At 64.3% G+C, this 24555-nt stretch carries 19 protein-coding genes; all 19 read right to left on the bottom strand.

The window, feature by feature from the left end:
- Positions 1–324: 324 nt before the first annotated feature.
- Positions 325–1734, bottom strand: coding sequence for a sigma-54-dependent transcriptional regulator (locus tag ACEVBK_RS16740; RefSeq protein WP_375056032.1), 1410 nt, complete (start codon positions 1732–1734; stop codon positions 325–327).
- Complete coding sequence (locus tag ACEVBK_RS16735) at positions 1721–3496, bottom strand: transporter substrate-binding domain-containing protein (protein WP_375056031.1); 1776 nt, start codon at positions 3494–3496, stop codon at positions 1721–1723. The genes ACEVBK_RS16740 and ACEVBK_RS16735 overlap by 14 nt, the downstream gene beginning before the upstream one ends.
- Before the next feature lie 19 nt (positions 3497–3515).
- Positions 3516–4880 (bottom strand): hypothetical protein, encoded by a 1365-nt coding sequence (locus ACEVBK_RS16730; protein WP_375056030.1) that lies wholly within the window; start codon positions 4878–4880, stop codon positions 3516–3518.
- A 131-nt stretch (positions 4881–5011) separates the two neighbouring features.
- Positions 5012–6016 carry a YbaY family lipoprotein gene (locus ACEVBK_RS16725; protein ID WP_375056029.1) on the bottom strand — a complete coding sequence of 335 codons (1005 nt, stop codon included), beginning with the start codon at positions 6014–6016 and terminating at the stop codon, positions 5012–5014.
- A 199-nt stretch (positions 6017–6215) separates the two neighbouring features.
- Complete coding sequence (locus ACEVBK_RS16720; protein WP_375056028.1) at positions 6216–7217, bottom strand: metal-dependent hydrolase; 1002 nt, start codon at positions 7215–7217, stop codon at positions 6216–6218.
- 6 nt (positions 7218–7223) lie between these two features.
- The gene (locus ACEVBK_RS16715) at positions 7224–7790 is read right to left on the bottom strand and encodes a TetR/AcrR family transcriptional regulator (protein WP_375056027.1); all 567 of its coding nucleotides are present in this window, start codon (positions 7788–7790) and stop codon (positions 7224–7226) included.
- Between the two features lie 53 nt (positions 7791–7843).
- Positions 7844–8425, bottom strand: coding sequence for a histidine phosphatase family protein (locus ACEVBK_RS16710; protein WP_375056026.1), 582 nt, complete (start codon positions 8423–8425; stop codon positions 7844–7846).
- The gene (phnE, locus tag ACEVBK_RS16705; protein WP_375056025.1) at positions 8425–9258 is read right to left on the bottom strand and encodes a phosphonate ABC transporter, permease protein PhnE; all 834 of its coding nucleotides are present in this window, start codon (positions 9256–9258) and stop codon (positions 8425–8427) included. Before phnE (ACEVBK_RS16705) ends, ACEVBK_RS16710 begins: the two co-directional genes overlap by 1 nt.
- The gene (gene phnE / locus ACEVBK_RS16700; RefSeq protein WP_375056024.1) at positions 9255–10037 is read right to left on the bottom strand and encodes a phosphonate ABC transporter, permease protein PhnE; all 783 of its coding nucleotides are present in this window, start codon (positions 10035–10037) and stop codon (positions 9255–9257) included. Before phnE (ACEVBK_RS16700) ends, phnE (ACEVBK_RS16705) begins: the two co-directional genes overlap by 4 nt.
- Positions 10025–10786, bottom strand: coding sequence for a phosphonate ABC transporter ATP-binding protein (gene phnC, locus ACEVBK_RS16695; protein WP_375056023.1), 762 nt, complete (start codon positions 10784–10786; stop codon positions 10025–10027). Before phnC ends, phnE (ACEVBK_RS16700) begins: the two co-directional genes overlap by 13 nt.
- Positions 10787–10893: 107 nt before the next feature.
- Positions 10894–11931 carry a phosphate/phosphite/phosphonate ABC transporter substrate-binding protein gene (gene phnD / locus ACEVBK_RS16690; RefSeq protein WP_375056022.1) on the bottom strand — a complete coding sequence of 346 codons (1038 nt, stop codon included), beginning with the start codon at positions 11929–11931 and terminating at the stop codon, positions 10894–10896.
- Positions 11932–12370: 439 nt separating this feature from the next.
- Complete coding sequence (gene glpQ / locus ACEVBK_RS16685; protein ID WP_375056021.1) at positions 12371–13441, bottom strand: glycerophosphodiester phosphodiesterase; 1071 nt, start codon at positions 13439–13441, stop codon at positions 12371–12373.
- A 172-nt stretch (positions 13442–13613) separates the two neighbouring features.
- Entirely contained in the window at positions 13614–14945 is a 1332-nt protein-coding gene (locus tag ACEVBK_RS16680; protein WP_375056020.1) for a sigma-54-dependent transcriptional regulator, read from the bottom strand.
- Positions 14946–14947: 2 nt separating this feature from the next.
- On the bottom strand, positions 14948–16807 hold the full coding sequence (locus ACEVBK_RS16675) for an ATP-binding protein (protein WP_375056019.1): 1860 nt from the start codon (positions 16805–16807) through the stop codon (positions 14948–14950).
- Between the two features lie 168 nt (positions 16808–16975).
- A complete protein-coding gene (locus ACEVBK_RS16670; protein ID WP_375056018.1) occupies positions 16976–17977 on the bottom strand; it encodes a TAXI family TRAP transporter solute-binding subunit in 1002 nt (333 codons plus the stop codon).
- A 61-nt stretch (positions 17978–18038) separates the two neighbouring features.
- Positions 18039–18488, bottom strand: a complete 450-nt coding sequence (locus ACEVBK_RS16665; RefSeq protein ID WP_375056017.1) for a universal stress protein — start codon at positions 18486–18488, stop codon at positions 18039–18041.
- Between the two features lie 10 nt (positions 18489–18498).
- Positions 18499–20706 carry a TRAP transporter permease gene (locus ACEVBK_RS16660; protein WP_375056016.1) on the bottom strand — a complete coding sequence of 736 codons (2208 nt, stop codon included), beginning with the start codon at positions 20704–20706 and terminating at the stop codon, positions 18499–18501.
- A 456-nt stretch (positions 20707–21162) separates the two neighbouring features.
- Positions 21163–22530: a sigma-54-dependent transcriptional regulator gene (locus tag ACEVBK_RS16655; protein WP_375056015.1), complete on the bottom strand. Its 1368-nt coding sequence runs from the start codon at positions 22528–22530 to the stop codon at positions 21163–21165.
- Positions 22527–24497 (bottom strand): ATP-binding protein, encoded by a 1971-nt coding sequence (locus ACEVBK_RS16650; RefSeq protein WP_375056014.1) that lies wholly within the window; start codon positions 24495–24497, stop codon positions 22527–22529. Before ACEVBK_RS16650 ends, ACEVBK_RS16655 begins: the two co-directional genes overlap by 4 nt.
- Positions 24498–24555 lie beyond the last annotated feature (58 nt).

Raw genomic sequence — 24555 nt, 5'->3', positions numbered from 1 at the left:
GGATTCTCCATATCCGATGTGGAAGAGCAAAACGGCATCCTCGTACGATGCCTGAACTGAGGCCGCCATGGCCGGAAAGCCCGGAGGCGGGCGGTCAGTACCGCGTCTCAGGTATGAGCAAGTAAGATGCCAAGTTTTGTTTTTATGTTTAACTATCTGTTGCCAAAGGATTAAATTACTGGAGGCTGGCGGTGGCACCGGCAGGGAAGGGGTATAGCCAGGGTTATGAGCTACCAGGGGTTTTTATCAAATCCTTTTTTATCAATGAGATAATGTTCATTCCCTGGTTATAACCTTAACCCTGGTTATAGGGGTTTGAGCGGGTCAGCCCTCCCCGCCGCTTTTCTTCAGTCGTTTACTCAGGGCCGGCTGGGAGATGCCGAGCAACCGGGCGGCCAAAGACTGGTTGCCCTGGGCCCGGCGCATGGCCTCGGCCACCAGCAGTTCGCCCGCCTGCTGCAGGGTGGGCAGAGTGTCGAACTGGCCGAACAGGGGTTGATCCGGCTCGTCCTGCTGTGTCGGGCCGTCCTGGCCCAGGGCCTGGCGGAAGACTTCCATCGACAGCATATGGCTGCGGTGCCGGCTCATGGCGTCGAACACCAGGGCGCGCAGCTCGCGCACATTGCCGGGAAACTCGTAGTTGGCGAGCAGTACCGGCAGCTCCTTGGGCAGGGTCGGCACCGCCTTGCCCAGCTCTTCGGCCGCTTCGGCCAGGAAGTGGGCCAGCAGCAGGGGCAGATCGCCCCTGCGCCGGCGCAGGGGCGGTATCTCCACCTGGTGGATGCGCAGGCGGTAGTAGAGGTCCTTGCGAAAGCCGCCGTCCTGCTGCTTCCTGGCCAGATCCTGATGGGTGGCCACCACGATGCGGGCCCGAAGCCGCTTGGGCCTGTCGCTGCCGAGGGGATAATACTCGCTCTCCTGCAGCAGGCGCAGCAGCTTGACCTGGGAGGCCTGGCTGAGATCGCCGATCTCATCCAGGAAGAGGGTACCGCCGGCGGCCTGCTCGATCATGCCGGCCCGGGCCCGATCGGCGCCGGTAAAGGCGCCGCGGTGGTGGCCGAACAGGGTATCGGCGAAGACGTTGTCGTCCAGTCCGGCCACGTTGACGCTGACCATGGGTCCTTCGGCACCGCCGAGGCGGTGGATGGCCCGGGCGATCAGTTCCTTGCCCACCCCGCTCTCGCCGCAGATCAGCACCGGCTGACGGCTGGCGGAGATGGCCTCCAGGTACTGGAACACGGATCTCATGCTCTTGTCCTGGGTGACGATGTCGGCGAATACCTCGGGCTTTTCCAGGGTGTCGGTGAGGAAGCGGCGGCGCATCTCCTGGTTTTCCTGGCTCATCTCCTGGGTCTGGATGGCGCGGCGAATGCCGCCGATCAGCCGGTCTTCCTCCATGGTTTTGACGAAGTAGTCGTAGGCGCCGAGACGGATGCAGTTCACCGCCGTTTCCAGCTGGTTCAGGCCGCTGATGATGATGGCGCCGATGTCGGGATGCTCCTCCTTGATGCGTGCGAGCAGTTCCTCGCCGGACAGGTGCGGCATGGTCAGGTCGAGCAGCACCAGGCCAATGGGCTCGCGGGCGATGGTGGCCATCACCTCGCGGCTGTCGGTACAGCGGTAAAGGTGGTTGATGCCCTGGCGCTCCAGGGCGATGCTCAGGCTGCGCAGGAAGGGGGCTTCGTCGTCCACCAGCAGCACCCCGAAGCTGGGATAGCGGTTATTGGTGATCACTCTGGTTTCCTTTAAGCGCGGGCAGGGTGAGGATGGCGGTGGTGCCCTGGCCGGGGGTGGAGTCGTATTCCAGCCGGCCGCCGTGCTCCTGCACTATGCCGGAGGACACGGCCAGGCCCAGGCCGATGCCGCCCTGCTCGCGTTTGGTGGTGAAAAAGGGATCCCGCAGTCGGGACAGGTGTTCCGGCGCTATGCCCCGGCCCTGGTCGCGGACTTCCAGGCTGAGTTCATGGGAGCCGGCCCGGTAGCGGGTGCTCACCCTGATGCCCTGCTCGGGACTGGTGAGCGCCTGGCAGGCGTTGACGATCAGGTTGATCACCACCTGCTCGATGCGTTGGCCGTTGCCCCGAAAGGGCGGAAGCCGCTCGTCGTAACTCACCTCGAAGCGGTGGCAGGCCTGGCGGATGCTGGTGTCCGTCAGGCGGATGGCGGTGGCCACCACCCGGTTGAGATCCACGGTTTCGTTGAGCTCGCTCGGTCCCTGGCGGGCGAAGTCGCGCAGGTCGTCCACGATGCGGCGGATGCGGTCGGCGCTGGTGAGCATGTCGTCCAGCATGGCCGGGATCTCGTCGCGCATGCGGCTGTAGGGCAGGCCGCCCAGATAGAAGTCGCCGTGCCGGTGGTAGCGTTCCTCCAGGATCTCCTCGGCATCCTGGTAGGCCTCCTTCAACACCGGCAGGTTGAGTAACAGCAGGCCGCTGGGGTTATTGATCTCGTGAGCCACCCCCGACACCAGGATGCCGAGGGAAGCCATCTTGTCGGCCTGCAACAACTGCTGCTGCTGACGTTCCAGCGCCTGGCTGCGGCGGTCCACCTCCCGGCGCAGCGTCCGGTTCCAAGCCATGATGGCGCCCAGCACCAATAGCAGCAGCAGCGAGACCAGGGCGGCGCCCAGGCCGATTTTCTTCCAGGGCAGGCCCGGGCTTTCCAGCGGACCCAGCCACTTGTCGTAGAGGGCCTGCTGACGGCCGGTGTTCTTGAGGATGGCCAGCCCCTCGCTGAAGCGGGCCAGCAGCGCCTCGTTGCCCCGGTTCACCACGTAGCCGTAGCGATGGGGCGGGAAGGGGTGGCCCACCGGCGCCAGGTTGGACAGTTCCAGCTCCCGGCCGAGATAGAGGCCGGGCAGGTTGGCCACCAGGGCGAAGTCGTGCTGGCCGGAAGCCAGTAGCCGCAGGGCGTTGGAATGGGTGTCGACCGGCACGGCCAGGGCATTGGGGGCCAGTCGGTTGAGTTGCTCGTGCATGATGCTGTCCCGCTGCACTATCACCTCCCGGCCGGCCAGATCGGCCAGGGTGATCTCCGCGGCTTCGCCCTTGCGGGCGAACAGGGAGTGGTTGATCAGCGCGTGGGGCGGGGAGAAGGCGAACCAGCGGGCCCGTTCCGGGGAGAAGACGGCGCCCTGCAGCACGTCCAGCTCGCCGTCGAGCAGGCGCCGGCGCATCTGTGGCCAGTGGCCGAGCTCGATCTCCACCTTCATGCCCATCACCTCGGCGATGGCCAGGGTCAGCTCGGTGTTGTAACCGTCGGGCTCCCCCTGCTCGTTGAGGAACTCGTAGGGGGGATAGTTGAGGTCGCCGCCCACCCGGATCACGCCATCCTGGGCGCCGGTCTGCCAGGCCGTTCCCAGCCAGAGCAGGACCAGCCCGGCCAGCCACCGACCAGGGCCCGGCCGGGTACCCGTTGTCCGTTTGCCGTGTTCAAGGCCCATCACGTTCATGCCATCCGCCTGATTACGCAAAGGCGGCAGTATACCATCACTCATGCGGGACGTTAGCAGGCGCTCAATCGCTGCCTTTGCCCGGCTGGGGAATTTCCTCCACTTCCACTATCTTGGAACGGCTCATCACCACCTTCCAGCGCTGGATCACCGGTGGCTGCTGGCCCTGCACTTCGCGGGTGACCAGGTTGATGAGGTAGCGTTTCTCCACCGGCTGGCGGTTAACCTGGTTGTCCTTGAGCTGGTAGACGTGGTGGGAGCCCTTTTCCATCAGCCGGGCCAGCAGGGCCAGATCCAACTGCAGGCTTTCCCGGGTCTGCTCGTAGCCGCTCAGGAAGCGGGTCGGCAGCATGCGCGAGTGGCTGCCGTAGTGCATGATCACCTCTTCCCGCTGGCTGACATTAGCCCGCCGGGCGGCCTTGATGGCGGCATCCAGACGGGAAGGCGACTGGTAGTCGAACCATTCCAGCTGGCGGCCGACCAACTGGTTGCTGTGCACGTCGAAGTACTGCCGCCGCCACTTGGGCCGGCCTTTGCGCAGCCAGCGCCACAGGGTGTTGCGCAGATCGTCTTTGAAGATCTCCCGCAGGGCGTAGAGCAGGGCCAGGGCGAAGATCACCATCAGCGAGATGCCGCCCAGGGTCTCGCGCACCTCGAAGGCGGCGAGCGACACCGTGGTCATCACCACGGCGGTGACCCCGGCCTTGAGCAGCTTCTGTTCGCCGCCGCCCAGCTCCCGGGTCTTTTCCTTGAGGGTCACCGGGTATTCGATAAGCCTTCGCAGCAGCCGCATCTTGTTGGAGATGCGCGACAGCGCCTCGCTGCTGTGGCTGGAGTTGTACTGTCGGGATTCCCGGTACTGCCGCTCGGCGCCGCAGGCATCCAGCAGCCGGGGCTTGAGCAGTTTGTAGTCGTCGTGGCGAGGCAGATGGGCCACCAGCGACAGCAGCCGCTGCTCGGTGAACCAGGACAGGTAGTTGTCTATATTGGCGTAATACTTGAGCAGGGTCTCGTCCGTCGGCACGTTGCGGCGCAGCCGCTTGAGGATGTCCTCGGCCAGGGTGATGACTTCCTCCACTTCTTCCCGGCCGGCCGCGTCCTTGCTGTTGCGCAGTTCGTGGCAGGACTGCTCCAGGCCGACCACGTACTGGTAGGCATAGAGGCTGAGGCTGAGCCGGTACTGCTCGGTGGTGAGCTTGCCCCTGCGGGCCAGGCGGCTGTGCACCAGGGGCAGGTGCTGGCGGTCGCTGAAGTAGGTACGCTTGACGTGGATGGCGCCGTGATAGAACTCCTCTTCCGGCACCACATGGCTGTTGAGCCCGAGCTCGCCGGGAATGAAGAGGTAGAGATCCAGCTTGTGCTCGGTGGCCTCCCGCAGGATACGGGATATCTTCAGGGAAAAGCCGTCTTTGCGCTCAACGGTGATCACGGGAAAGGGCTACCAAAAAAGACAAGTAATGACAGTATGTTAACTGATTTCAGCGGGAACTGCCCAAGGGAACGGAAGGGGATGTTACGGCAATGGGCCCGCCGGGGCCCATGCTCCAGGCTAAGGACTGTTCAGTTCAGCTTGCTGCCGCAGCCGCGATAGTCCTGGCCGTCCAGGGTGACCACGACCCGGTAGGGGAACTCCTCGCCGCTCATATCGTCCTGGCAGCCTTCCTGGCTGACGCTGACCTCGAGCCGGTGATCGGCGCTGGCCGCCCGGTAACCGGCGTCGTCGTCCAGGGTTTCCGGATTGGGCAGTACCAGCTGGTGTTCGCCGTAATTGTAGCTGAAGCGGATCTGCTGACCGGTGCTTACTTCCAGCAACCAGCCGGGCTCGTTGCCGGTGGCCCGCAGGGTTACGCCGCGCAGGCGGGCCTCTTCCCGCAGGCCGGCGGCTCTGTCTTCGACGCAATCGCTGTAGCTTTGCTCACCGACTTCCAGCAGGGCGGTGTTGCCTTTGCTCCAGACCAGGGCATGCTCGTTCTCGAAACGGGCGCCACTGGCAGAGATCACCTGGGGCAGCTCCTGGTAGGGCAACTCGAAGCTGTCCGGCAGCCAGAGGCCGAGCCGGCCGTCATGATATTGGGCCACGAATTCGAAGGGCTCGCCCTGTTCCGGGGTGCAGCGGTACACCACCGTGGTGGGGCCGGCCGGCGCTGCCCGAACCTGTTCCAGCCGGATCTCGATGTTGTCGCTCGGCTGGCCTTGGGTCAGCACCCCGTAGTGCTCGGCCGTGGTCCAGAGCAGCGTGCCCTGACCGTCCCGGATCTCGCCGCGCACCGCGTAGCGGTGGCGCTGGTCGATGGCCTCGGGATCGTAGTTCAGGCTGAAGGGCAGCGGCACCTGCCGGCCTTCGGTATCGAAGTTCTGCTCCGCCAGGGTCTCGGCGGGGGCATCGGCCAGGCTCACATCCTGCAGTGCCACCGTCACCCGGGCGTCGTCCGGCAGGGCGATACGTGGCAGATAGCCGAGGCTGCCGGACAGGGTGGCTTGCTCGGAGGAAGTCTGCTCATCGGAGCAGGCGCTCAGGGTAAAGGCAAACAGCAGCGCCAAGGGCGCCAGGCGTAAGGTGTTCATATGATGTTCCCGTGTTGAAAAAAGGACGCTTTCCTGCCGGACCTTGGCGGTGGGCAAGTCCCTTCCCTGGGCGTCGCGGATGTTCTTGACCGTTAAAATCTAGTCCCAAACAGGCCCCGTTGTCCATGGTCACGACAGCGCTAAGCTCCAGGGCGGTGCCGGCGAAGGGCCGTAACCGCCAACTTCTGACCCGCCGGGCCTACAGCTGCTGGCGTTGCCGCTCGCTGAGATAGCGCATCCGGTACAGCTGCCAGTCGCCATCGGCCTGGCGGCACATGCCGTAGCGGAAGCTGGCCGGCAGGGCGGGCCAGTCGTAGCGCAGATCGCTGAACCAGACACAGCGCTCGTGCAGGTCTTGCTCCAGCCGGTACAGATAGGGATAGCGAGCGAAGTCGCGAAAGGGCCGAAAATCCGGGTGCCGCCATACCTGCTCCACTGCCTCCTGCCAGATCGGGTCTGGGCTGCCCAGGCCATAGGGCTGCCACTGGGCCCAGAGTCCGGCCTGGTAGCCCTGCTGCCAGCCGGGATAGCCCAGCCAGGACGAAAACCGGCTGGCGATGGGGTCCGGTGCCAGCCGCAGGTAGAGCAACCGTTGGCGTTGGGGATCGATCAACTGCCAGTGCAGGGGAGAAAAAGGCTGGGGAATGGCCACGGAGGTGCCTCCCTGGTACAGGGCCAGTTGCTTCAGGCCGAGCAGCAGGCCCAGGTAGAGGAGCGGCGGCAGCAGGACGAGCCGTCGCCCCGGGCGCCGGTACAGCACCGCCAGGCAGAAGGCCAGCAGCAGGGTAAAATAGCCGTCGACCACGAACAGCAGGTCGGCGCTGAAGCGGGTTGTGCTCAGCGGATAGAACAGTTGGGTGCCGTAGCCGGTGAGGGCGTCGAGCAGATCGTGGGAGAGGACGCCGACCAGGCTCAGCAGGAACAGCCAGCGGCCCCGGGCGCGCAGGGTGGGGTGAACCATCAAGGCCAGGGCCAGCAGGCCGGCCCAGAGCGGGGCCAGCAGCAGGGAATGGGTCGGCCCCTGGTGCCAGTAGGCGAGGAACTCCAGCGGCCACCAGGGGAAGAGCAGGTAGTCGATGTCGGGGAAGAGGCCGCCCAGGGCGCCGACCCCCAGCCGCTGGCCTCGCTTTAGGGGGCAGTGGCGCGGTGAGGGCAGCTGCGCCAGGGTGGCGCCGAGCAGGGCATGGGTCAGGCCGTCCATAGCCGCTCAGCACCGGGGGCAGGCCCGGGTCGCCCTGTCCAGCAGGCCGCGCAGCAGGGTGCGGGTGGTGTTGAGGTGGTCGCTGCCGTCCACCAGGAAGCTGGCCACGGCGGTGAGGTAGATGGAGGTGAGGGTGAGCTCTCCCAGGATGCGGCCGACGCCGGTCGGTCGCCACCGGGCGGCCTCGACGAACCACTGCACGGTGCGGCTGACTCGGGTGATGCCGTGGGCCTGCAGGTGGAAATGGCCCGGCTCCAGTTTGTAGGCCAGCATTTCCCGTACCAGACGCCGGTAGGGGGCCAGGTATTCCAGCCAGGCCATGATGCGGATCAGCAGGCGTTCCGCCAGGGCTTCATCCTCGTCCGGGGGCAGGCCCAGCATGGCGGCGTCGGCCCGGTCGAACAGGGCCTCGGCCATATCGTCCTTGGAGCGGAAATGGCGGGCGATATCGGCCAGGGTCAGCTCCCGCGCCTCGGCCAGATCCTGCAGGCTGAAGGCTTCCCAGGAGCTGTGCAGGGCAAGGTGGAGGGCGGCGTCGAGAATGGCGTCGTGCTCGGTGGAAGTGTGCAACATCGTGGCGTCCGGCTGTACGGTGGATGACTCTCAGTATAGCCGGGCCCCTTCGACTACAGTGCCAGGGCCAGCCCCGGCATTTCCCTGACTTCGGCGGTGGCCAACGGCTTGAGCTCCCGGTGACGGCCGAGGGGCAGCCCCAGGGCCCGGGTCAGCAGTATCTGCAGGGTATCGCCATGGCTCACCAGCAGCAGGGTCTGGTCATGGTACTGCCGTTCCAGCCGCTCGATTAGCCGCCAGCCGCGTTCGGCCACCTGGGTCAGGCTCTCGACCCCGGCGTAATGGTGATCCGGGCTCAGCTCGTCCTGTTGCCACACGTCCGGATAGCGCAGGTCCGGGCCGCCGTCCAGCTCGCCGAAGAAGCGCTCGCGCAGGGCGATGTCCTCGCCCAGGGGGCAGAGAAAGCGGGCGGCGGCCAGCTCGGCTGTTTCCCTGGCCCGGGCGAAGGGCGAACTGACGATGCGATCCGGCCGGGCGAAGGGCCAGTTCGCCAGGGTGCAGGCCACCTGCGCCTGTCCCTGGGGGGAGAGGCCGTAGCCGGCCTCGCCCTGCCTGGGATGGCTGATGATGAGGCGGGCCTGATTGGCCAGGCTGTGGCCGTGGCGCAGCACCAGGTAACGATTGTTCAGCGTCATTACAGCAACCTCTTGCGTACCTGTACCACCAGCCACTCGGCCAGCAGCACCACCACCAGTATGCTCAGCAGCACCGTCGCCACCCGTTCCCACATGAACAGGTTCATGGCGTCGCTCAGCACCACCCCTATGCCGCCGGCACCCACCAGCCCCAGCACCGCCGACTCGCGCACGTTAATGTCCCAGCGGAACAGCACTATGCTGAAGAAGGCCGGCATCACCTGGGGCCAGTAGCCCTTGAGCAGCACACTGGCGGTGGAGGCGCCGGTGGCGCGCAGTGCCTCGATGGAACCCATGTTGATTTCCTCGATGGCTTCCGCCAGCAGCTTGCCGACGAAGCCCACCGAGCGTAAGGCCACCGCCAGCACCCCGGCGATCACCCCGGGGCCGAACACCGCCACGAACAGCAGCGCCCACACCAGGGAGTTGACCGAGCGGGAACTGACCAGGAAGAAGCGGGCCAGCCAGTTCAGCCAGGGCGAGGCGACCACGTTGCCGGCGTTGAGCAGTGCCAGCGGCACCGCCAGCAGCAGGCACAGCAGGGTGCCCAGGGTGGCGATGTGCAGGGTTTCCATCAGGGCGCCATGGATGGTCGCCGGGTAGGCGGCCCATTCCAGCGGCCACATGCGGGCGAACATGTCCGCCATTTGCTGAGGGGCATCGAACAGGAACTCGGGGATCACTTCCACGGTGCGTACCGAGATCACGAAGGCGGAGACGATCACCAGGTAAACCAGGTAGCGGCTCAGGCGCTGCAGCGGGGTGAAACGCTGCCAGTGACGCTGGGGTTGGGACATGGGTGGTTGCTCCATCAACTGGGTGTGGCTGCTCATTGGAATATCCTCCGTGCCGCGTTGGACAAGGCCTCGCCCACCAGGATCAGGGCGATGATGGTCAGCAGGATGGCGGTAACGAAGTCGTAGTCGAAGCGCTGGAAGGCGGCGAACAGGGTACCGCCCAGGCCGCCGGCGCCCACCAGGCCGACCATGGTGGAGTTGCGCAGGTTGGAGTCGAGCTGGTAGGTGGAAAAACCGATAAAGCGGGAGAACACCTGGGGCAGCACCGCGAACAGGATAACGCTGACGAAGCCGGCGCCGGTGGCGCGGATGGCCTCTACCTGCTTGAGCGAGATTTCCTCTATGGCCTCGGCGAACAGCTTGGCGATAAAGCCCACCGAAGCCACCACCAGGGTAAGGATGCCGGCCAGGGCACCGAAGCCCACCGCCTTGACGAAAAGGATGGCGATGATCACCGGATGGAAGGTTCGGCACACGGCGATCAGTACCCGCGCCGGCGAGGTCACCAGGGTGGGCATCAGGTTGCGGGCGGCGAGCAGGCCCACGAACAGGGAAATGAAAATGCCGACCACGCTGGCGATCACCGCGATTTGCAGGCTTTCGATCAGATCGTGCAGCAGGATTTCCCAGCGATCGAAGTTGGGCGGGAACATCCGGCCCAGCAGGCGGCTGCCGTGGCCCAGGCCGTCGACGAAACGAGCCCAGTTGAGATCCATGGCGCCGAAGCCGTAAATCACGTAGGCGGCGACCGCCAGCCAGGCCAGGCGGATGGTCCAGCTTTGCTGGAAGGGATTGGGTCGGTTTACACCAGCCATGATTCACCCCCGTAGATCTGCTTGAGATGGGCGTCGGTGATGCCGGCGGGCTCGCCGTCGTACACCACCTGGCCGCCGCTCATGCCGATCATGCGCCGGGCGAAGCGCTGGGCCAGTTTGACGTCGTGGATATTGACCAGGGTGGGAATGCCCTGGCTGGCGGCCAGGGTGTCCATCAGTTCCATGATCTCCACCGCCGTCTTGGGATCCAGCGACGAGGTGGGCTCGTCCGCCAGCAGGATATAGGGGTTCTGCATCAGGGCACGGGCGATGCCCACCCGCTGGCGCTGGCCGCCGGACAGGCTGTCGGCCCGCTGCATGGCGAAGTCGACCAGGCCCACTTTTTCCAGCAGCTCGAAGGCCCGATCCAGATCCTCCCGGGCGAAGTTCCTGCGCCAGGCCTGCCAGGCGGACATGTAGCCGAGCCGGCCGGTGAGCACGTTTTCCAGCACCGTCAGCCGCTCCACCAGGTTGTATTCCTGGAACACCATGCCGATGTGGCGGCGCAGCCGGCGCAGTTCCTTGCCCTTGGCCGCCGCCAGATCCGCCTGCTGGAACAGGATCTGGCCCTGGCTGGGGGTGATCAGCCGGTTGATGCAGCGCAGCAGGGTGCTCTTGCCGGTGCCGGAGGGACCGATGATGGCGATGATGCCGGGTTCGGTGATGTCGATGTCGATCTGGCGCAGTATCGGCTTGCCCGGGGTATAGGCGTGGCTGAGCTGCTTGATTTGCAGATAGGAGGTGGTCATCTCGTTCTTCCTTGCTGATTATCGGGTTATTCGGGCAATGGCGATCCGCAGGCTGTGCCCGCAGGCACAGCCGTGGTGATGTCACTATGGGTTAAACGGGATGGCGGTTACTGCTGGGCCTGTTGCGCCAAGGCTTCGGCCCGCTGCTTGGCGGCGTCGGCGGCTTCTTTTTCCGCCAGCTGTTGCAGGCCGTTCTTGGTATAGGCGGTGCCGGTGGCGTGGGCGATGTCGCGGATGATCTGCCAGTCTTCCTTGTAGGTGATGGGATAGAAGCGATCGGCGCCGCCGAAGGTCTCCTGCATCTCCGCCGGGAAGCGGTAGCTGTCGAAGGCGTCCTTAATATTGGCCACCAGATCCGGGTGCAGATCGTGGGCATAGCCGAAGGCGGAGGTAGGGAAACGGGCACTGGTGTAGATGGTGCGGAAGTCCTCGCCCTTGACCCGGCCGGCTTCGACCATGCGGTCGTAGACGTCGGAGGCCACGGGGGCGGCGTCGTAGTCGCCGGACAGCACGCCCATCACCGACTGGTCATGCTTGCCGGAGTAGACCACCTTGTAGTCTTCGTCCGGCGTCAGGCCGATCAGTGGAAACAGGGCACGGGGCGCCAGGTTGCCGGAGTTGGAGGACACGGCGGTGTGGGCCACCGTTTTGCCCTTTACGTCGTCCATGGTCTGGATGTCGCTGTCGGCGCGCACCAGCATCACCAGGTTGTAGCCCTGGAAGGCCGCTTCGGTACCCTTGACGGCGATGGGCACGTAACCGGCCAGGTTGACCGCGTAGCCGGTGGGGCCGGTGGAGAAGCCGGCGATATGCAGCCGACCGGAGCGCATGGCCTCGACCTGGGCCGAGTTGGAGTGCACCGAGTAGTAGATCACCTTCTTGCCGGTTTTTTCCGCCAGGTAGTTCTGGAAGTCGGCGAAGGCGTCGCGGTAAACGGCGGGATCCTCCACCGGGGTATAGGTGAACACCAGGGTGCCCGGATCCTTCCACTGCTTGGGATCGGCGGGGGTGTCGGCCACCATGTCGCCGTTGCTGTCGCAGTACATGTCGTCGAGCACGCCGCGGGGGCAGTCCTGGGCCTGGGCGGCGACGCCGAAGCCGAGCAGGGCAGAGGCCAGCAGGCCGGTAATCAGGTTTTTGGTCATGGTTTTCGTCCTTATCTTGTCGGTTATTCCGTATGGGCGGTGCCCGATGTTGCCTTTTTCTTGAGGCAATATGGATGCCAATATTTTTAATCTTTTATTTTCAATGTTTTAACTTTTTCGTCTTGATTTGATAACCGGCTTTGGGACAGCCCTGTCCCGCCGTTTTTGTTAAAAAGGGACAGGGTTGTCCCTTGCTATTTGTTGACAGGGCGCTCTGTTCTTTCAATGAAGCACTCTGTTACCCCTTCTAGGCATCGCCGTGGTCTGATGGTCGTGCCCCACAGGCGTGGGGGCAAAGGGTGCTATTCCTCCGACCCGCCGCGCCATGGGCGGCGCGGCGGAGCCCCCAGGGAGGGGGTTGCGGTGTGTTGGCGGAATAGTGCGCTTTGGCCGAGTAGTCAAAGACTCTAAACCGGCGCTGACTGATACCGCTGCTGTTTTACTTCGCCTGCTGTTTCAAAAAGGCGACGGCCTTGTCGGGAAAGTCGGTAAAGACCCCGTCCACCCTGGCCTGGTTGTAGAAGACGTCGAGCAACTGCTCGAAGCTTTCGGCGTAGGCGGGCAGCCGACCCTCATCCAGGCGCAGGGTGTAGGGGTGCACCTCCAGCCCGGCTGCCTGGGCCCGAGCCGCCAGGCCGGTCAGCTCTATGTTGCCGGGGGTGGAGCCGTCGGCCACCACCATCGGCATCCAGGGGCCGACGCCGTCCGCGTGCCGGGCCAGGGTGGCCATGGCGTCGGGTTCGAACATCCAGTCGTAGTCATAGGGAACCCAGCGCCCCTGGGCGTCCTGCTCGAAGGTTTCGCCCCAGTCGGTGTGGGCCAGCAGCATCACCAGCTTGATGTCCATGCCGAATTCCGGCAGCAACTGCTCCTTGATACGCTTGAGCTCGTTGTAGTCGAAGGTCTGCAGGTAGACCTTGCTGTCCCGCCCGGTGTAGCCGTAGCGTTTGAGTACCTCCAGGGTGGCACCGGCGATGTCCTTGCCGTGCTGGTGATGCAGCCAGGGTGCCTTGATCTCCGGATAGATGCCGATGTCGTAGCCCAGGCTCTTGTTCAGGCCCTGGATCAGCTCGATTTCCTCCTCGAAGGTGGGAATGCGAAAGCTGGACTGCCACAGGGGAAAGCGCCCGGGGTAGACGGCGCTTTGCTTGCCCTCTTCGTCCTGGTTGAATACCTCGGTGGCCCGCAGCTGGCGAATTTCGTCCAGGGTGAAGTCGATGGCGTAGTAGCGGCCGTCTTCCCGGGCGCGGCCGGGGAAGCGTTCGGCCACGTCGCTGACCCTGTCCAGGTAGTGATCGTGCAGCACCACCAGGCGGTCATCCTTGGTCATCACCAGATCCTGCTCGAGGTAATGGGGTTTCATGGCGTAGGCCAGGGCCTTGGCCGCCAGAGTGTGCTCCGGCAGGTAGCCGGAGGCGCCCCGGTGAGCCACGACTATCTGTTCGGCCTGCAGCCAGGGGGAGCACAGCAGGGTGGTGGCCAGCAGGCCGCTCAGCGCGGTTTTGGTCATGATGTCAGTCCTTCATCGTTAATTGAGTCCATAGGTGAATGCCCGTTTGGGCCAACTTCCTATGGCAAAATCGATGCCATTATTTTTTATCTTTATATTTCATGTTGTTATGAAGTTATGATGACGAGCGAGGAGGACTTTGGGACAGGGCTGTCCCAAAGTCCGGGGAGGTTCAGCCGCGGTAGTCCCATTTGTCCAATTGGTACTTTTTCATCTTGCGGTAGAGGGTCTTGCGAGTCAGGTTGAGGTGTTCGGCGGCCTTGTTGAGCTGGCCTTCGTGGCGGCGCAGGCTGTCCATAATAAGCCGGCGCTCGTAGCCTTCGAGCTGCCGTTCGAAGTCGGCACCGCCTTCGGCGGGGGGCTCGGGCTGGTCCAGGTTCAGTCCCTCGCCGGCCACGCCCAGCACGAAACGCTCGGCCACGTTGCGCAGCTCGCGCACGTTGCCGGGCCAGTCATGCCGCTCCAGGCGGGCGAGCTGGCTGGGCCTGAGGCCGGGCAGGGGGCGCTGATACTTGTCCGCCGCCTGCCGGGCGTGGAACTGGAACAGCTCGGCCAGATCTTCCTTGCGTTCGCGCAGGGGGGGCAGGTGCAGGCAGGCCACGTTGAGCCGGTAGTAGAGATCGGCGCGAAAGCGACCCTGCTCGCTGAGCTCGGCCAGATCCGCCTTGCTGGCGGCGATCACGGTGATCCTGACCGGTATGGGTGTGGTGCCGCCGACCCGTTCTATGGTCCTCTCCTGCAGCACCCGCAGCAGGCGGATCTGTGCCGCCAGGGGCATGCTCTCGATCTCGTCCAGGAACAGGGTGCCGTAGTGGGCTACCTCTATCTTGCCGATGTGGCGGCGCTGGGCGCCGGTAAAGGCGCCGGCCTCGTGGCCGAACAGCTCGCTCTCCAGCAGGTGCTCGGGCATGGCGCCGCAGTTGATGGCCACGAAGCGCTTGTCCCGCCGGGGGCTGGCATCGTGCAGGGCGCGGGCCGCCACGTCCTTGCCGGTACCGGTTTCACCGTAGATCAGGGTATCGACGTGGGCGGCGGCCAGTACCCGGATCTGTTCCCGCACGCGTTGCATGGGGGCGGACTGGCCGAGCAAGGTGCGTGCCAGGGCATCTTCGCCGTCGTGCGGGGGCTGCCGGTGCAGGCTCAGGCGGCGCTGCTCCATGGCCTGGTGCAGCCGTTCCAGCAACGCCTCGGGCTGCAGGGGTTTTTCCAGGAAGTCGTAGGCGCCTTCCTTCATCGCCTGGATCGCCATGGGAATGTCGCCGTGGCCGCTCATCAGGATCACCGGCAGTTCCCTGTCCCTGGCCTGCACCAGTTGCAGCAAGGCCAGGCCGTCCAGTTCCGGCATGCGCACGTCGGTGAGCAGCACCGCCTCGCGCCCCGGCTTCAGCTCGGCCAGGGCCCGGCGGGGATCGGCGAAGGCACAGACCTTGAAGCCTTCGAGTTCCAGCATTTCGGTCAGGCTGTCCCTGACCATGGCTTCGTCGTCGATCAGCAGTATTTCCATGGTTATGCCCTGTTGAAACGCAGGTTGAAGGTGGTGCCCCGGCCGGGGGTGGAGCTCAGGCGAATTTGGCCGCCCAGGTCCTGCATGATGTTGTAGCTGATGGCCAGGCCCAGCCCCAGGCCTTTGCCCGGGGCCTTGGTGGTGTAGTAAGGATCGAAAATTTGCTCCATCTGCTCGGGGGGAATTCCGCAGCCGTTGTCCTCCAGGCAGAGTTGTACCTGATCCTGGTACTGCCGCCAGTGGATGTGCACCCTGGGCGAGGACCGCCCCTCCAGTGCATCCAGCGCGTTGCCGAGCAGGTTGACCAGCACCTGCTCCAGCCGGATGGCTTCGGCCTGTACCTGCGCCTCGGGATCCCCCTCGATGCGCAGCGCTACCCCGCGCCACCTGGGCTGTAGCAGTTCGACCGCCGCTTCCACCACCGCCGCCAGAGCCACCGGCGACAGCCGGCTGTCGGCCTTGCGGGCGAAACTGCGCAGGTGGCGGGTAATGGTACCGGCCTTGTCCAGCAAATGGCGCAGCTTGCCCAGGCCCTGTTCGACCTTGTCCGCTTCGTTGCGGGCCAGGTAGCGGCCCACCGAATGCAACTGGGTACTCATGGCGTTGAGCGGCTGGTTGATCTCGTGGGTGATGGCCACGCTGAGCTGGCCCAGGGCGGCGAGCTTGCCGGCCTGGATCAGTTCTTCCTGGGTCAGGCGCAACTGGCGCTCGGCATGGAGCCTGTCTTCGATTTCGCGGGCCAGGCGTTGGCGGGCCCGCTCCGCCCGCAGGGCGGTCAGCTGGAAGTGGCGCAGATCCCGGGCCATGCCGGTCACCTCATCCCGGCCGCGGATGCGGATGGGAGTATCCAGCCGGCCGCTGGCGATGGCCCTCATGTTGTGCTGCAGCCGGGCGATCCGGGCCAGTACATTGCGGCTGACATAGAGCCAGGAGATGCCGGCCACCAGCACCAGGCTGAGCAGGGACAGCAGCAGGGTGGCATGGCTGGCCCGGGCCACGGTATGGGCGGACTGGGCGATATCGGTATCCACCTGGCGGTTGGCGGTCTCGCTGTAGTGGGCTATCTGGGTAGCGAGCTGGCGTACGTGGCGCTGGCTGTTGGTCACCAGGAACTGTTCCTGGTAGCGCAGATCCAGCTCTTCGTTCTTCAGCCGGAACAGCGGGCCGTCCCGGGACACCAGGTTCAATAGCAGCTCCAGTGACTGGCGTCCGGGCTCTGGCAGGGGGAGGGTCTGCTGGCTGAGTCGATCGGCCATCTCCTCCAGTCGCAGGAAGGTGTAGTCCAGTTCATTGAAACTGGTGTCGTTGGCGATTTTTTCCGCCAGGGCGGCGAGGTAGTTGATGGTTTGCAGCATGATGGCCAGCTCGGGCTCGGAAGACCGGGCCTGCAGGGCCTGCAGGGCGTCGCTGGCCTGGAGGTAGAGCGGATACAGCAATTGGCGCCGCTGCTGGCTTTCCCAGGCCAGCTGTTCCCGACGGATCACGGTGGCGTCGAGCAGTTCGACGCTGTTGCGGATCTGATCGGTGATCTCGATAAAGTAGCGGTTGTAGTCCGGCAGGTGGCGCATCCAGTCTTCCATGCTGTTCAGTGCCAGATCCAGGCCCTGGCGGGCTCGCTCCCGCTCGGTGCGGGACTCGGCGCTGACCAGTTGCGGTACCATGGCCACCACCTGTCGGCTCTGGTCGTTGAGTCGGGACGCGGCGTAGAGCACCCCTATACTGGTTTCCCGCAGTTGCTGCAGCCGGGCCTCCAGTTCGCTGCTGCTGCGATAGGAGAGTCCCGCCGCCAGCAGGGTGATGGCGGCCAGCAGCAGAAACGCCAGAACAAGCCGGCCGCCGATACCAAGCCTGAAAGGATACACAGCTCCACCTGTTCGGATAAATGGTTACTTGATGTTGAACTATTGTTATAACGCCAGGGTGATGGTCGGACCAATAGCGGGGCGGGCAAAGCGGGAGCTCGCTCACGCCCTTAATAAAAAAACCCCGCTATCGAAGCGGGGCGGAAAAGGCTAACGGAGCCTGAAAGGTCATTGCTGGGTGCTGCTCAGGGTCTTGCCTTGCTCGGTCCAGAACTTTTTGGCACCGTCGTGCAACGGGGTCACGATACCCAGGATACCGTCTTCCATGGTCATGGCTTCGGCGGCCTGGGAGACGGAGTACATGAACTGCAGGCCTTCCTCGGAGTAGATCTCTTTCAGGCTGTTGTACACCATCTCTTCGGACAGGTGACGGCCGGCTACCCAGAGGGCGGAGTCCTGGATGGTGACCACGTCGTAGTCCACGCCCGGGTAGGTACCGGAGGGAATGGTGACGGCGGCATAGTAGGGATGATCGCTGAACAGTGTGCCTTTTTCGGCGGCCTCGTTCACCTGCAGCAGGCGTACCTTGTTGCTGGAGGCGGCCTGGATGACCGAGGCGTTGGGGAAGCCGGCGAATACCCAGAGGGCGTCAATCTGGCGATCCCCCAGGGCGGAGGCGCCCTGGTTGTAGCCGATGTACTGAGGCGTGATCTTGTCCCACAGGCCGACACCCTCGAAGAAACGCTGGGCGGAGGCTGCGGCACCGGAGCCGGCCGGGCCTACGGCCACGCTCTTGCCGGCCAGTTGGGCCACGTCGGTGATGCCGGATCCGTCCAGCACAATCAGGTGGGCCGGGGCGCCGTACAGATAGGAAATGGCCTGGGCGTTGCGGTACTGGCGGGTGTCGTTGGTCAGCTTGCCCTGCAAGCCCAGGAACATGTCGCCGGAGTAGACGATGCCGAAATCGGCGTCACGGGAATTGACCCGGCGCAGGTTTTCCACCGAGCCGGCGGACGCCATGTTGGATACTTCCACCCCTTCCATGGCGCGCGACATCCGGGTGGCGATACCGTTGGAGAAGTACTGGAAGGTACCGCCGTCGGGGCCGCCGGAGAAGGCCAGGCGTTCGGTCTGGGCCTGGGCGGTGGCGTTCATGCCAAAGGCCGCCACGGCGGCGATGGTCAGGGAGGCTAGCGCCTTGGAAGGTTTGAACAGTTGCTTCAACATCATGGTGGTTTCCTCTTTGTTATGGTTTCTCGCGGTCTTCCTTCGAGAAGGGGGAGCGGACCGGTCAGCCGCGCTCGGGTACAGTTAATACGGGAATCATGGACTTGCGGATCAGCCGCTCGGTGGTGGAGCCGACCAGCAGCTTTTCCACTCCGCTGCGGCCGTGGGTACCCATCACGATAAGGTTGGCGCCAAGAGCCTCGGCCTGGGCGAGGATCTCCTCGGCGGCGGGGCCGATCACCACGTCCGTGGTCAGTTCGCCTTCGAAATTGCCGAAGAAGCGCTGTGCGAAACCGTGCATGTCGGTTATTGCCTGGGTCTTGATCTCCCGGGCAAGCTCTTCCATCAGGCCACCGGGAATGCCGCGCCATTGCCGGTCGTGCAGTTCGGTGATCACGTGCAGCAGATGCAGGCGGGCACCATGTAGCCGGGTCAGTTGGCTGGCCAGCTCGGCCGCATGGGCCGAGCCTTCGGAGAAGTCGGTGGCGTAGACGATTAACTGGATTTGGGTCATGGTGACGTCCTCAACTGGCGTTGGAGTGGTTGACTTTGGCCGCCGGGGCGGTGCTGCCTTCCCGCTGCAGCCACCACACCAGGGCAACCACCAGCAGGCCGGCGGCATCGGACCAGAGGGTCGGCCAGTACAGCAGCAGGGTACCGGCCCCCAGCAGCAGCCATTCGACCAGCCTGGTGCGGCGACGCAGGTAACCCATGGCGAAGGCGCCGAAGGCGATGGTACCCAGGGTGGCGGAAACGAAGGCCACGATGATTTCCATCAGGGTGCCGTCCAGCAGGATGGCGGGCACATAGGCGAACAGCAGCGGCATCACGTACAGCATCTTGGCGAACTTGAACGAGGTCCAGCCCGTCTTCCAGGGATCCGAGCCGGCGATGGCGGCGCCGGCGTAGGCGGCCACGCACACCGGCGGGGTGATGTTGGAGTCCTGGGACAGCCAGTACACGATCATGTGGGCGGCGATGGCGGCCACGCCGAATTCGCCCAGGGCGGGCACCGCCAGCACGGCGACGATCAGGTAGGCGGCGGTCACCGGCACGCCCATGCCCAGCACCAGGGAGGCGATGGCCACCAGCACCATGGCCAGCAGCAGGCTGTCGCCGGCCATGGAGATGATGAGATCGGAGAACTTGAGGCCCATGCCGGTGAGCGAGATGGTGCCGACGATGACGCCGATCACCCCTATGGTGGCGCCGACGATCAGGGTGTTGCGCGCGCCGGTCTGGATGGCTTCCCAGATCTCCCTGGGGCCCATGCGGGTTTCCTTGTGGACCCAGCTCACCGCGATACAGGACAGGGTGGCCCAGAAGGCGGAGTTGCCGGCGGAGCGGCCGCTGAGCAGCAGCACCGTGATGATCACCAGGGGCAGGGCGTAGTACCAGCCGGCCTTGAACACCGTCTTCCAGTGGGGAATTTCTTCGCCCTGGATACCCACCAGGCCGTGTTTTTTGGCTTCGAAGTGCACCATGCAGTACACCGCCAGGAAGTAGAGGATGGCGGGCCCGATGGACAATATCATGATGGTGGAGTAGGGGGTGCCGGTGAGTTCGGCCATCAGGAAACCGCCTGCGCCCATGATGGGGGGCAGGAACATGCCGCCGATGGAGGCGGCGGGCTCGATGGCGCCGGCCACATGGGGCTTGAAGCCGGCCCGCTTCATCATGGGGATGGTGAAGGCGCCGGAGGAAACGGTGTTGGCGATGGCGGAGCCGGACACGGAGCCGAACAGGGCGGAGGAAATTACCGCCACCTTGGCCGGACCGCCGGTGGAGCGGCCGGCCAGGGCCAGGGGCAGGTCGATGAAGAACTTGCCGGCACCGGACTTCTGCAGGAAGGCCCCGAAGAAGATGAACAGGATCACATAGGTGGCCAGCACGCTGGCCATGACCCCGAACACCCCGTTGGTGGTGAGGAAGAGGGCGGTAGCCAGGCGCTCGAAGCGGAAGCCCCGGTGGGCGAACAGCTCCGGCAGGTAGGGTCCGAACAGGGCGAAGCAGATCATGGCTACCCCGATCAGGGTGATGGACCAGCCCAGTACCCGGCGGCATATTTCCAGCGACAGCAGCAGGCCGACGATGCTGATCAGCATGTCCACCTCGTTCTCTGCCCCGGCCCGGTAGTTGAGCGCCTCGAACTGGCTGATCCAGTAGATGACGGTACCGGCCACCATCAGCGCCAGGATCACATCGCTGGCGGTGGGACTGTTGTGGTTGCGCCGGTTCAGCCACTGATCCAGTGGCAGCAGCACGGCGGCGAAGGGCAACACCAGCCACAGGCCGTAGTGCAGCTTGCCCAGATCCTGATTGATGGCCATGGCGAGGCCGTCATACTCCCAGGTTTCCCGGAACATCGTTACCTGCTGGTAGAAGGCGGTAGGCGAGTCGAAGATAAAGAAGCAACTGACCAGCACCGACAGCAGGGTGGCCGCGATGAGCGACAAGCCGCCGTGGGCGGTGCGGCTGCCGGCGGGGTAGAGCAGGAATACCAGGACGAAGGTAATCAGCACGTACACGCCCAGATGGTACTGAGTGCTGAGGGCCGCCACCCCGGCACCATAGAAATAGATGGCGACCATCACCGCGGCCAGGGCGGCCACCAGCCAGGCCCAGGGCCCGGTGAGCTTGCGCTCGGTCTTGGCGTCTTTCTCCATCAGCTCCTTGAGCTTCTTGCGCTCCTCGGGGCTGAGGCTGTCGAGCTGTTGTTCGGCGTTTGACATCGTTAACCTCTGTTTTTGCTCCGGCCGTGGTGGGCCGGTCGGCTTTCCCTGCCACTGTTCACTCCGTGTAGTCGGAAGGTGATCAAGTTGGCGTTACTGTTAAAGTTTAGTTTGCAAAAAGGAGGCCATATTTAACCTTTGTGCCTTTATTTACTGCCAAATGGTTACATCAGGGCGGCTGACCGTAATGGCCGGCTAACTTTTATCCTGTTCTCCGGATCTGAATGGGTGGAAATCCACCATTTTCCGCTTTTCCATGGGTGGTTTCCCCTCCATCCACTGGCAACAGGATAGTAGAGTGAAGAGCGCTTCGCCCTGAGGGCGGGAAAAAGAGGGGGGAGCGGGGATGGTGCAGGCCGTATGCGGGTGGGAGAGGGACGAAGTGGAGGGTGGCGTAGGAGCCATGGGGGGAATTCCGCCCATTGACTCCCGGTGACGGTCGAGCTTGGTGCTCGATCAGCCCTGTTCGGCCTTATAGTCGTTCTTGTCCAGGCCGTGTTTCTTCATCTTGTCGTACAGGGTCTTGCGCGGTAGCCGCAGGCTTTCCAGGGTGTCCTTGATGGAGCCGCCGTGGCGGGCCAGTTCGGCCTGGATCAGGGTTTTCTCGAAGTGGTCGACCCGGGCCGCCAGCCCCAGGGCGGTGGGCTCCTGGTCGAGGATGGGTCTGTCGTCGAAGTCGAAGGTGCAGGCTTCGCCCAGCAGCACGTAGCGCTCCGCCAGGTTGCGCAACTCGCGCACGTTGCCCGGCCAGTCATGGCTCATCAGGCTGTGGACCCGTTCCGCCGACAGCGGCGGTATTTCCCGTTCGTACAGGGCGGAGGCGAGCAGGGCGAAGTGCTGGAACAGCATGGGAATGTCCTGGGCCCGGGCGCGCAGGGGCGGGATGTCGATGCGCACCACGTTCAGCCGGTAATAGAGATCTTCGCGGAACTCCCCGGCTTCCGCCTGGGCCTTGAGGTCCGCCTTGGTGGCGGCGATGATGCGCAGATCCAAAGGGATCAGCTTGTTGGAGCCGAGTCGCTCTATGGCCCGTTCCTCCAGCACCCGCAGCAGCTTGATCTGCAGGCTGATGGGCATGCTTTCGATCTCGTCGAGGAAGAGGGTGCCGCCGTGGGCGTGCTCGAGCTTGCCGATGCGCCGTTCCTTGGCGTCGGTGAAGGCACCTTTCTCGTGGCCGAACAGCTCGGACTCGATCAGCGTCTCGGGCATGCCGCCGCAGTTGATGGCCACGAAGTTGCGCTCCCGGCGCGGGCTGTGCTCGTGGATATAGCGGGCCAGCAGATCCTTGCCGGTGCCGGTTTCACCCATCAGCAGCACGTCGGCGGGGGTTTCCGCCACTGCCTGCACCAGCCGGCGCAGCTGCTGGACCGCGGGGGTGTTGCCGATGATGCGCGGGCCGGGGGCGCTCTGGGCCTGCAATTCCTGGCGCAGCTGGCGGTTTTCCAGGGTCAGGGCCCGTTTTTCCAGGGCCCGGTGTACCACGTCCAGCAGCAGGTCGGCGGAGAAGGGCTTTTCGATAAAGTCGTATGCGCCGTTGCGGATGGCGCTCACCGCCATGGAAATGTCGCCGAAGCCGGTGATCAGGATCACCGGAATGTCCGCATCCACCGCCTTGACCTGCTGCAGCAGTTCGAGCCCGGTTATGCCCGGCATGTTGATGTCGGTGACCAGTACCCCGGAAAAGTCCCGTTCGATCAACGCCAGTGCCTGCTCGGCGCTGGCCAGGGCGATGACCTTATGGTCTTCCAGCTCCAGGGTCTGGCCGGCCGACAGCCGGACATGGGGATCGTCGTCAACCAGGATAACGCTGTGCTCGTTGCTCATTGGGATTCCTGCTTGTGCTCCCTGGCCCGCACCAGGGTCAGGGTAAAGATGGCGCCACCATGGGGATGATTATGGGCGTCGAGTGTGCCCTCCAGACTCTGGACGATACGGTGGGAGATCGACAGCCCCAATCCCAGCCCGGCGGGCTTGGTGGTGTAGAAAGGCTCGAAGACATGGGCCAGAGTATCCTCGGTCAGTCCGGGGCCGTGATCCCGTACCGTCAGCCGAACCTGCTCACCGTCGGTACCAAGGTCGACTTCGATCAGCGGAGCCTCCCGTTCCGCCATGGCCTGCAGGGCATTGCTGATCAGGTTGACCAGCACCTGTTCCAGCCGGCCGATATCACCCCGCACCCAGACCTTGTCCAGATCCCGGGGCCAATCGATATGGGCATGCTGCTGTTCCAGTTGGCTGCCCATGATCACCATGACACCCTGTCGCAGGTGCTGCAGGTTGACCCGTTGGCCGAGATCGGCGTTCTGGCGGGCGAATTCCTTCAAGGGTTGCAATATGGACGTCATGCGTCCGGCCAGGCCGGCGATTTCTTCCAGATTGGTGGCCACCGCTTCGGCCCTGCCCCGGGTCAGCAGCTTTCGGCCATTATCCGCATAGTGACGAATGGCGGTCAGCGGTTGGCTCAGTTCATGGTTGATGCCGGCGGAGAGCTGGCCCAGCACCGCCAGCTTGGCGGTCTGGATCAGCTGGTTCTGGGTCTGGTGGTGTTGCTCCATTTCCTGCTGTAGCCGCAGATTGGTTGCGGTCAGCTCATGGGTGCGCTGTTTTACGCGCTGTTCCAGGGCTTCATGGGCCTGCTGCAGCTCGGCCTCGTAGCGTTTTTTCAGCCGGTGCCGGGCGGCGAGGAACAGCGCCAGGGCGGCAAGGACCAGATAGAACGTCAGCCCGACGGCCAGGGTGCGGAAGATGCTGGCTTCCAGCGGTCGCAGGCTGGCCAGCACCGCCACCCGCATGCCCGCCTCGGGCAGCAGCCGGCTGGTCAGCAGGTAATGCCCGGCTTGCAACGGGTCCAGGCCTTCGGCCTGGGGAGGCTGGTCGATCAGGGTCAGCAGCAGATCGCCCTGTTCGGTGGTATCCCGGCGGACGATATCCAGAGGCAGCAGCGGGGCATTGCCATAGCGCTGGCTGGTTTTGATGCGGGCGACATCGTCTTCGGTGAGCAGACCGGCCAGGGCCCCGGTCGGTTGACGGAAGGGGAGGCTCCGCAATGACCGTAGTTCGTGATTGCCGTAATGACGGCTGGCCAGGACATGGCTGTATTCCGGCAGATGGCCCAGGGTACGGAAGCGCCAGTGGGTGCGGGTAGAGATGAAGATCACCCCGTCCTCGTCCATCACCAGTATGTCCTGCAGCGGATCGCTCCAGTCTTCTTCTACGTCTTCGAGGTCGACCTTGACCACGGTGACCCCGAGGATGTGTTCGCCCTGTCGCACCGGGTAGGAGAAAAAGTAGCCTCGAACCCGGGAGGTGTTGCCCAGGGCGAAGTATCGCCCGGGGCCGCCTTCCATCGCCTGCTGGAAGTAGGGGCGGAAGCTGTAGTCGTTGCCGGTGAAGGGGCGGGGTTGGTCCCAGTTGCTGGCCGCCAGGGTGATGCCGTCGCTGCCGATCAGGTAGCTGTCGGTGGCACCCATGGTGTCGTTGACCCAGGCCAGGTAGCGGTTGGCCTGATCGGTTTTCTGCGGATTGTCCGGATCCTGCAGCAGGGCGATCAACTGCTGCTGGCTGGCCAGCAGCCGGGGCAGGTCCTTGTGCCGGTCGAGCTGGTGCTGCAGGCTCAGGATATAGCGGTTGAGATTGGCGTCGGCCTGCTCGCGGATCTGTTCTATGGCCTGCATGCGGGCGGTGCTGAACAACACGAAGGCAAGCAAAGCCATGCCCAGCAACAGCAGCAGTATCAACAGGTTTCGTCTGCCGGTGCCGGCAGCGGAAAGGGCGGCATAGGTTCGTTTCATTCCCATCCATTATGCGCCCATGGAGGACGGATGGGAATCCGTCCGGCGAGCGGGCTTG

It is taken from the genome of Zobellella sp. DQSA1 (genome assembly GCF_041950555.1).
Classification (GTDB): Bacteria; Pseudomonadota; Gammaproteobacteria; order Enterobacterales; family Aeromonadaceae; genus Oceanimonas.
Note: the sequence above shows the minus strand (reverse complement) of the source record. Positions and strands in the feature narration are given on the sequence as shown.

Bases quoted from the DNA above. Each gene is read 5' to 3' on its own strand.
- ACEVBK_RS16735 (WP_375056031.1), bottom strand. From the start codon at position 3,496: ATGAGTGATGGTATACTGCCGCCTTTGCGTAATCAGGCGGATGGCATG.
- ACEVBK_RS16725 (WP_375056029.1), bottom strand. From the start codon at position 6,016: ATGAACACCTTACGCCTGGCGCCCTTGGCGCTGCTGTTTGCCTTTACC.
- ACEVBK_RS16720 (WP_375056028.1), bottom strand. From the start codon at position 7,217: ATGGACGGCCTGACCCATGCCCTGCTCGGCGCCACCCTGGCGCAGCTG.
- ACEVBK_RS16715 (WP_375056027.1), bottom strand. From the start codon at position 7,790: ATGTTGCACACTTCCACCGAGCACGACGCCATTCTCGACGCCGCCCTC.
- ACEVBK_RS16710 (WP_375056026.1), bottom strand. From the start codon at position 8,425: ATGACGCTGAACAATCGTTACCTGGTGCTGCGCCACGGCCACAGCCTG.
- phnE (WP_375056025.1), bottom strand. From the start codon at position 9,258: ATGAGCAGCCACACCCAGTTGATGGAGCAACCACCCATGTCCCAACCC.
- phnE (WP_375056024.1), bottom strand. From the start codon at position 10,037: ATGGCTGGTGTAAACCGACCCAATCCCTTCCAGCAAAGCTGGACCATC.
- phnC (WP_375056023.1), bottom strand. From the start codon at position 10,786: ATGACCACCTCCTATCTGCAAATCAAGCAGCTCAGCCACGCCTATACC.
- phnD (WP_375056022.1), bottom strand. From the start codon at position 11,931: ATGACCAAAAACCTGATTACCGGCCTGCTGGCCTCTGCCCTGCTCGGC.
- glpQ (WP_375056021.1), bottom strand. From the start codon at position 13,441: ATGACCAAAACCGCGCTGAGCGGCCTGCTGGCCACCACCCTGCTGTGC.
- ACEVBK_RS16680 (WP_375056020.1), bottom strand. From the start codon at position 14,945: ATGGAAATACTGCTGATCGACGACGAAGCCATGGTCAGGGACAGCCTG.
- ACEVBK_RS16670 (WP_375056018.1), bottom strand. From the start codon at position 17,977: ATGATGTTGAAGCAACTGTTCAAACCTTCCAAGGCGCTAGCCTCCCTG.
- ACEVBK_RS16665 (WP_375056017.1), bottom strand. From the start codon at position 18,488: ATGACCCAAATCCAGTTAATCGTCTACGCCACCGACTTCTCCGAAGGC.
- ACEVBK_RS16660 (WP_375056016.1), bottom strand. From the start codon at position 20,706: ATGTCAAACGCCGAACAACAGCTCGACAGCCTCAGCCCCGAGGAGCGC.
- ACEVBK_RS16655 (WP_375056015.1), bottom strand. From the start codon at position 22,530: ATGAGCAACGAGCACAGCGTTATCCTGGTTGACGACGATCCCCATGTC.
- ACEVBK_RS16650 (WP_375056014.1), bottom strand. From the start codon at position 24,497: ATGAAACGAACCTATGCCGCCCTTTCCGCTGCCGGCACCGGCAGACGA.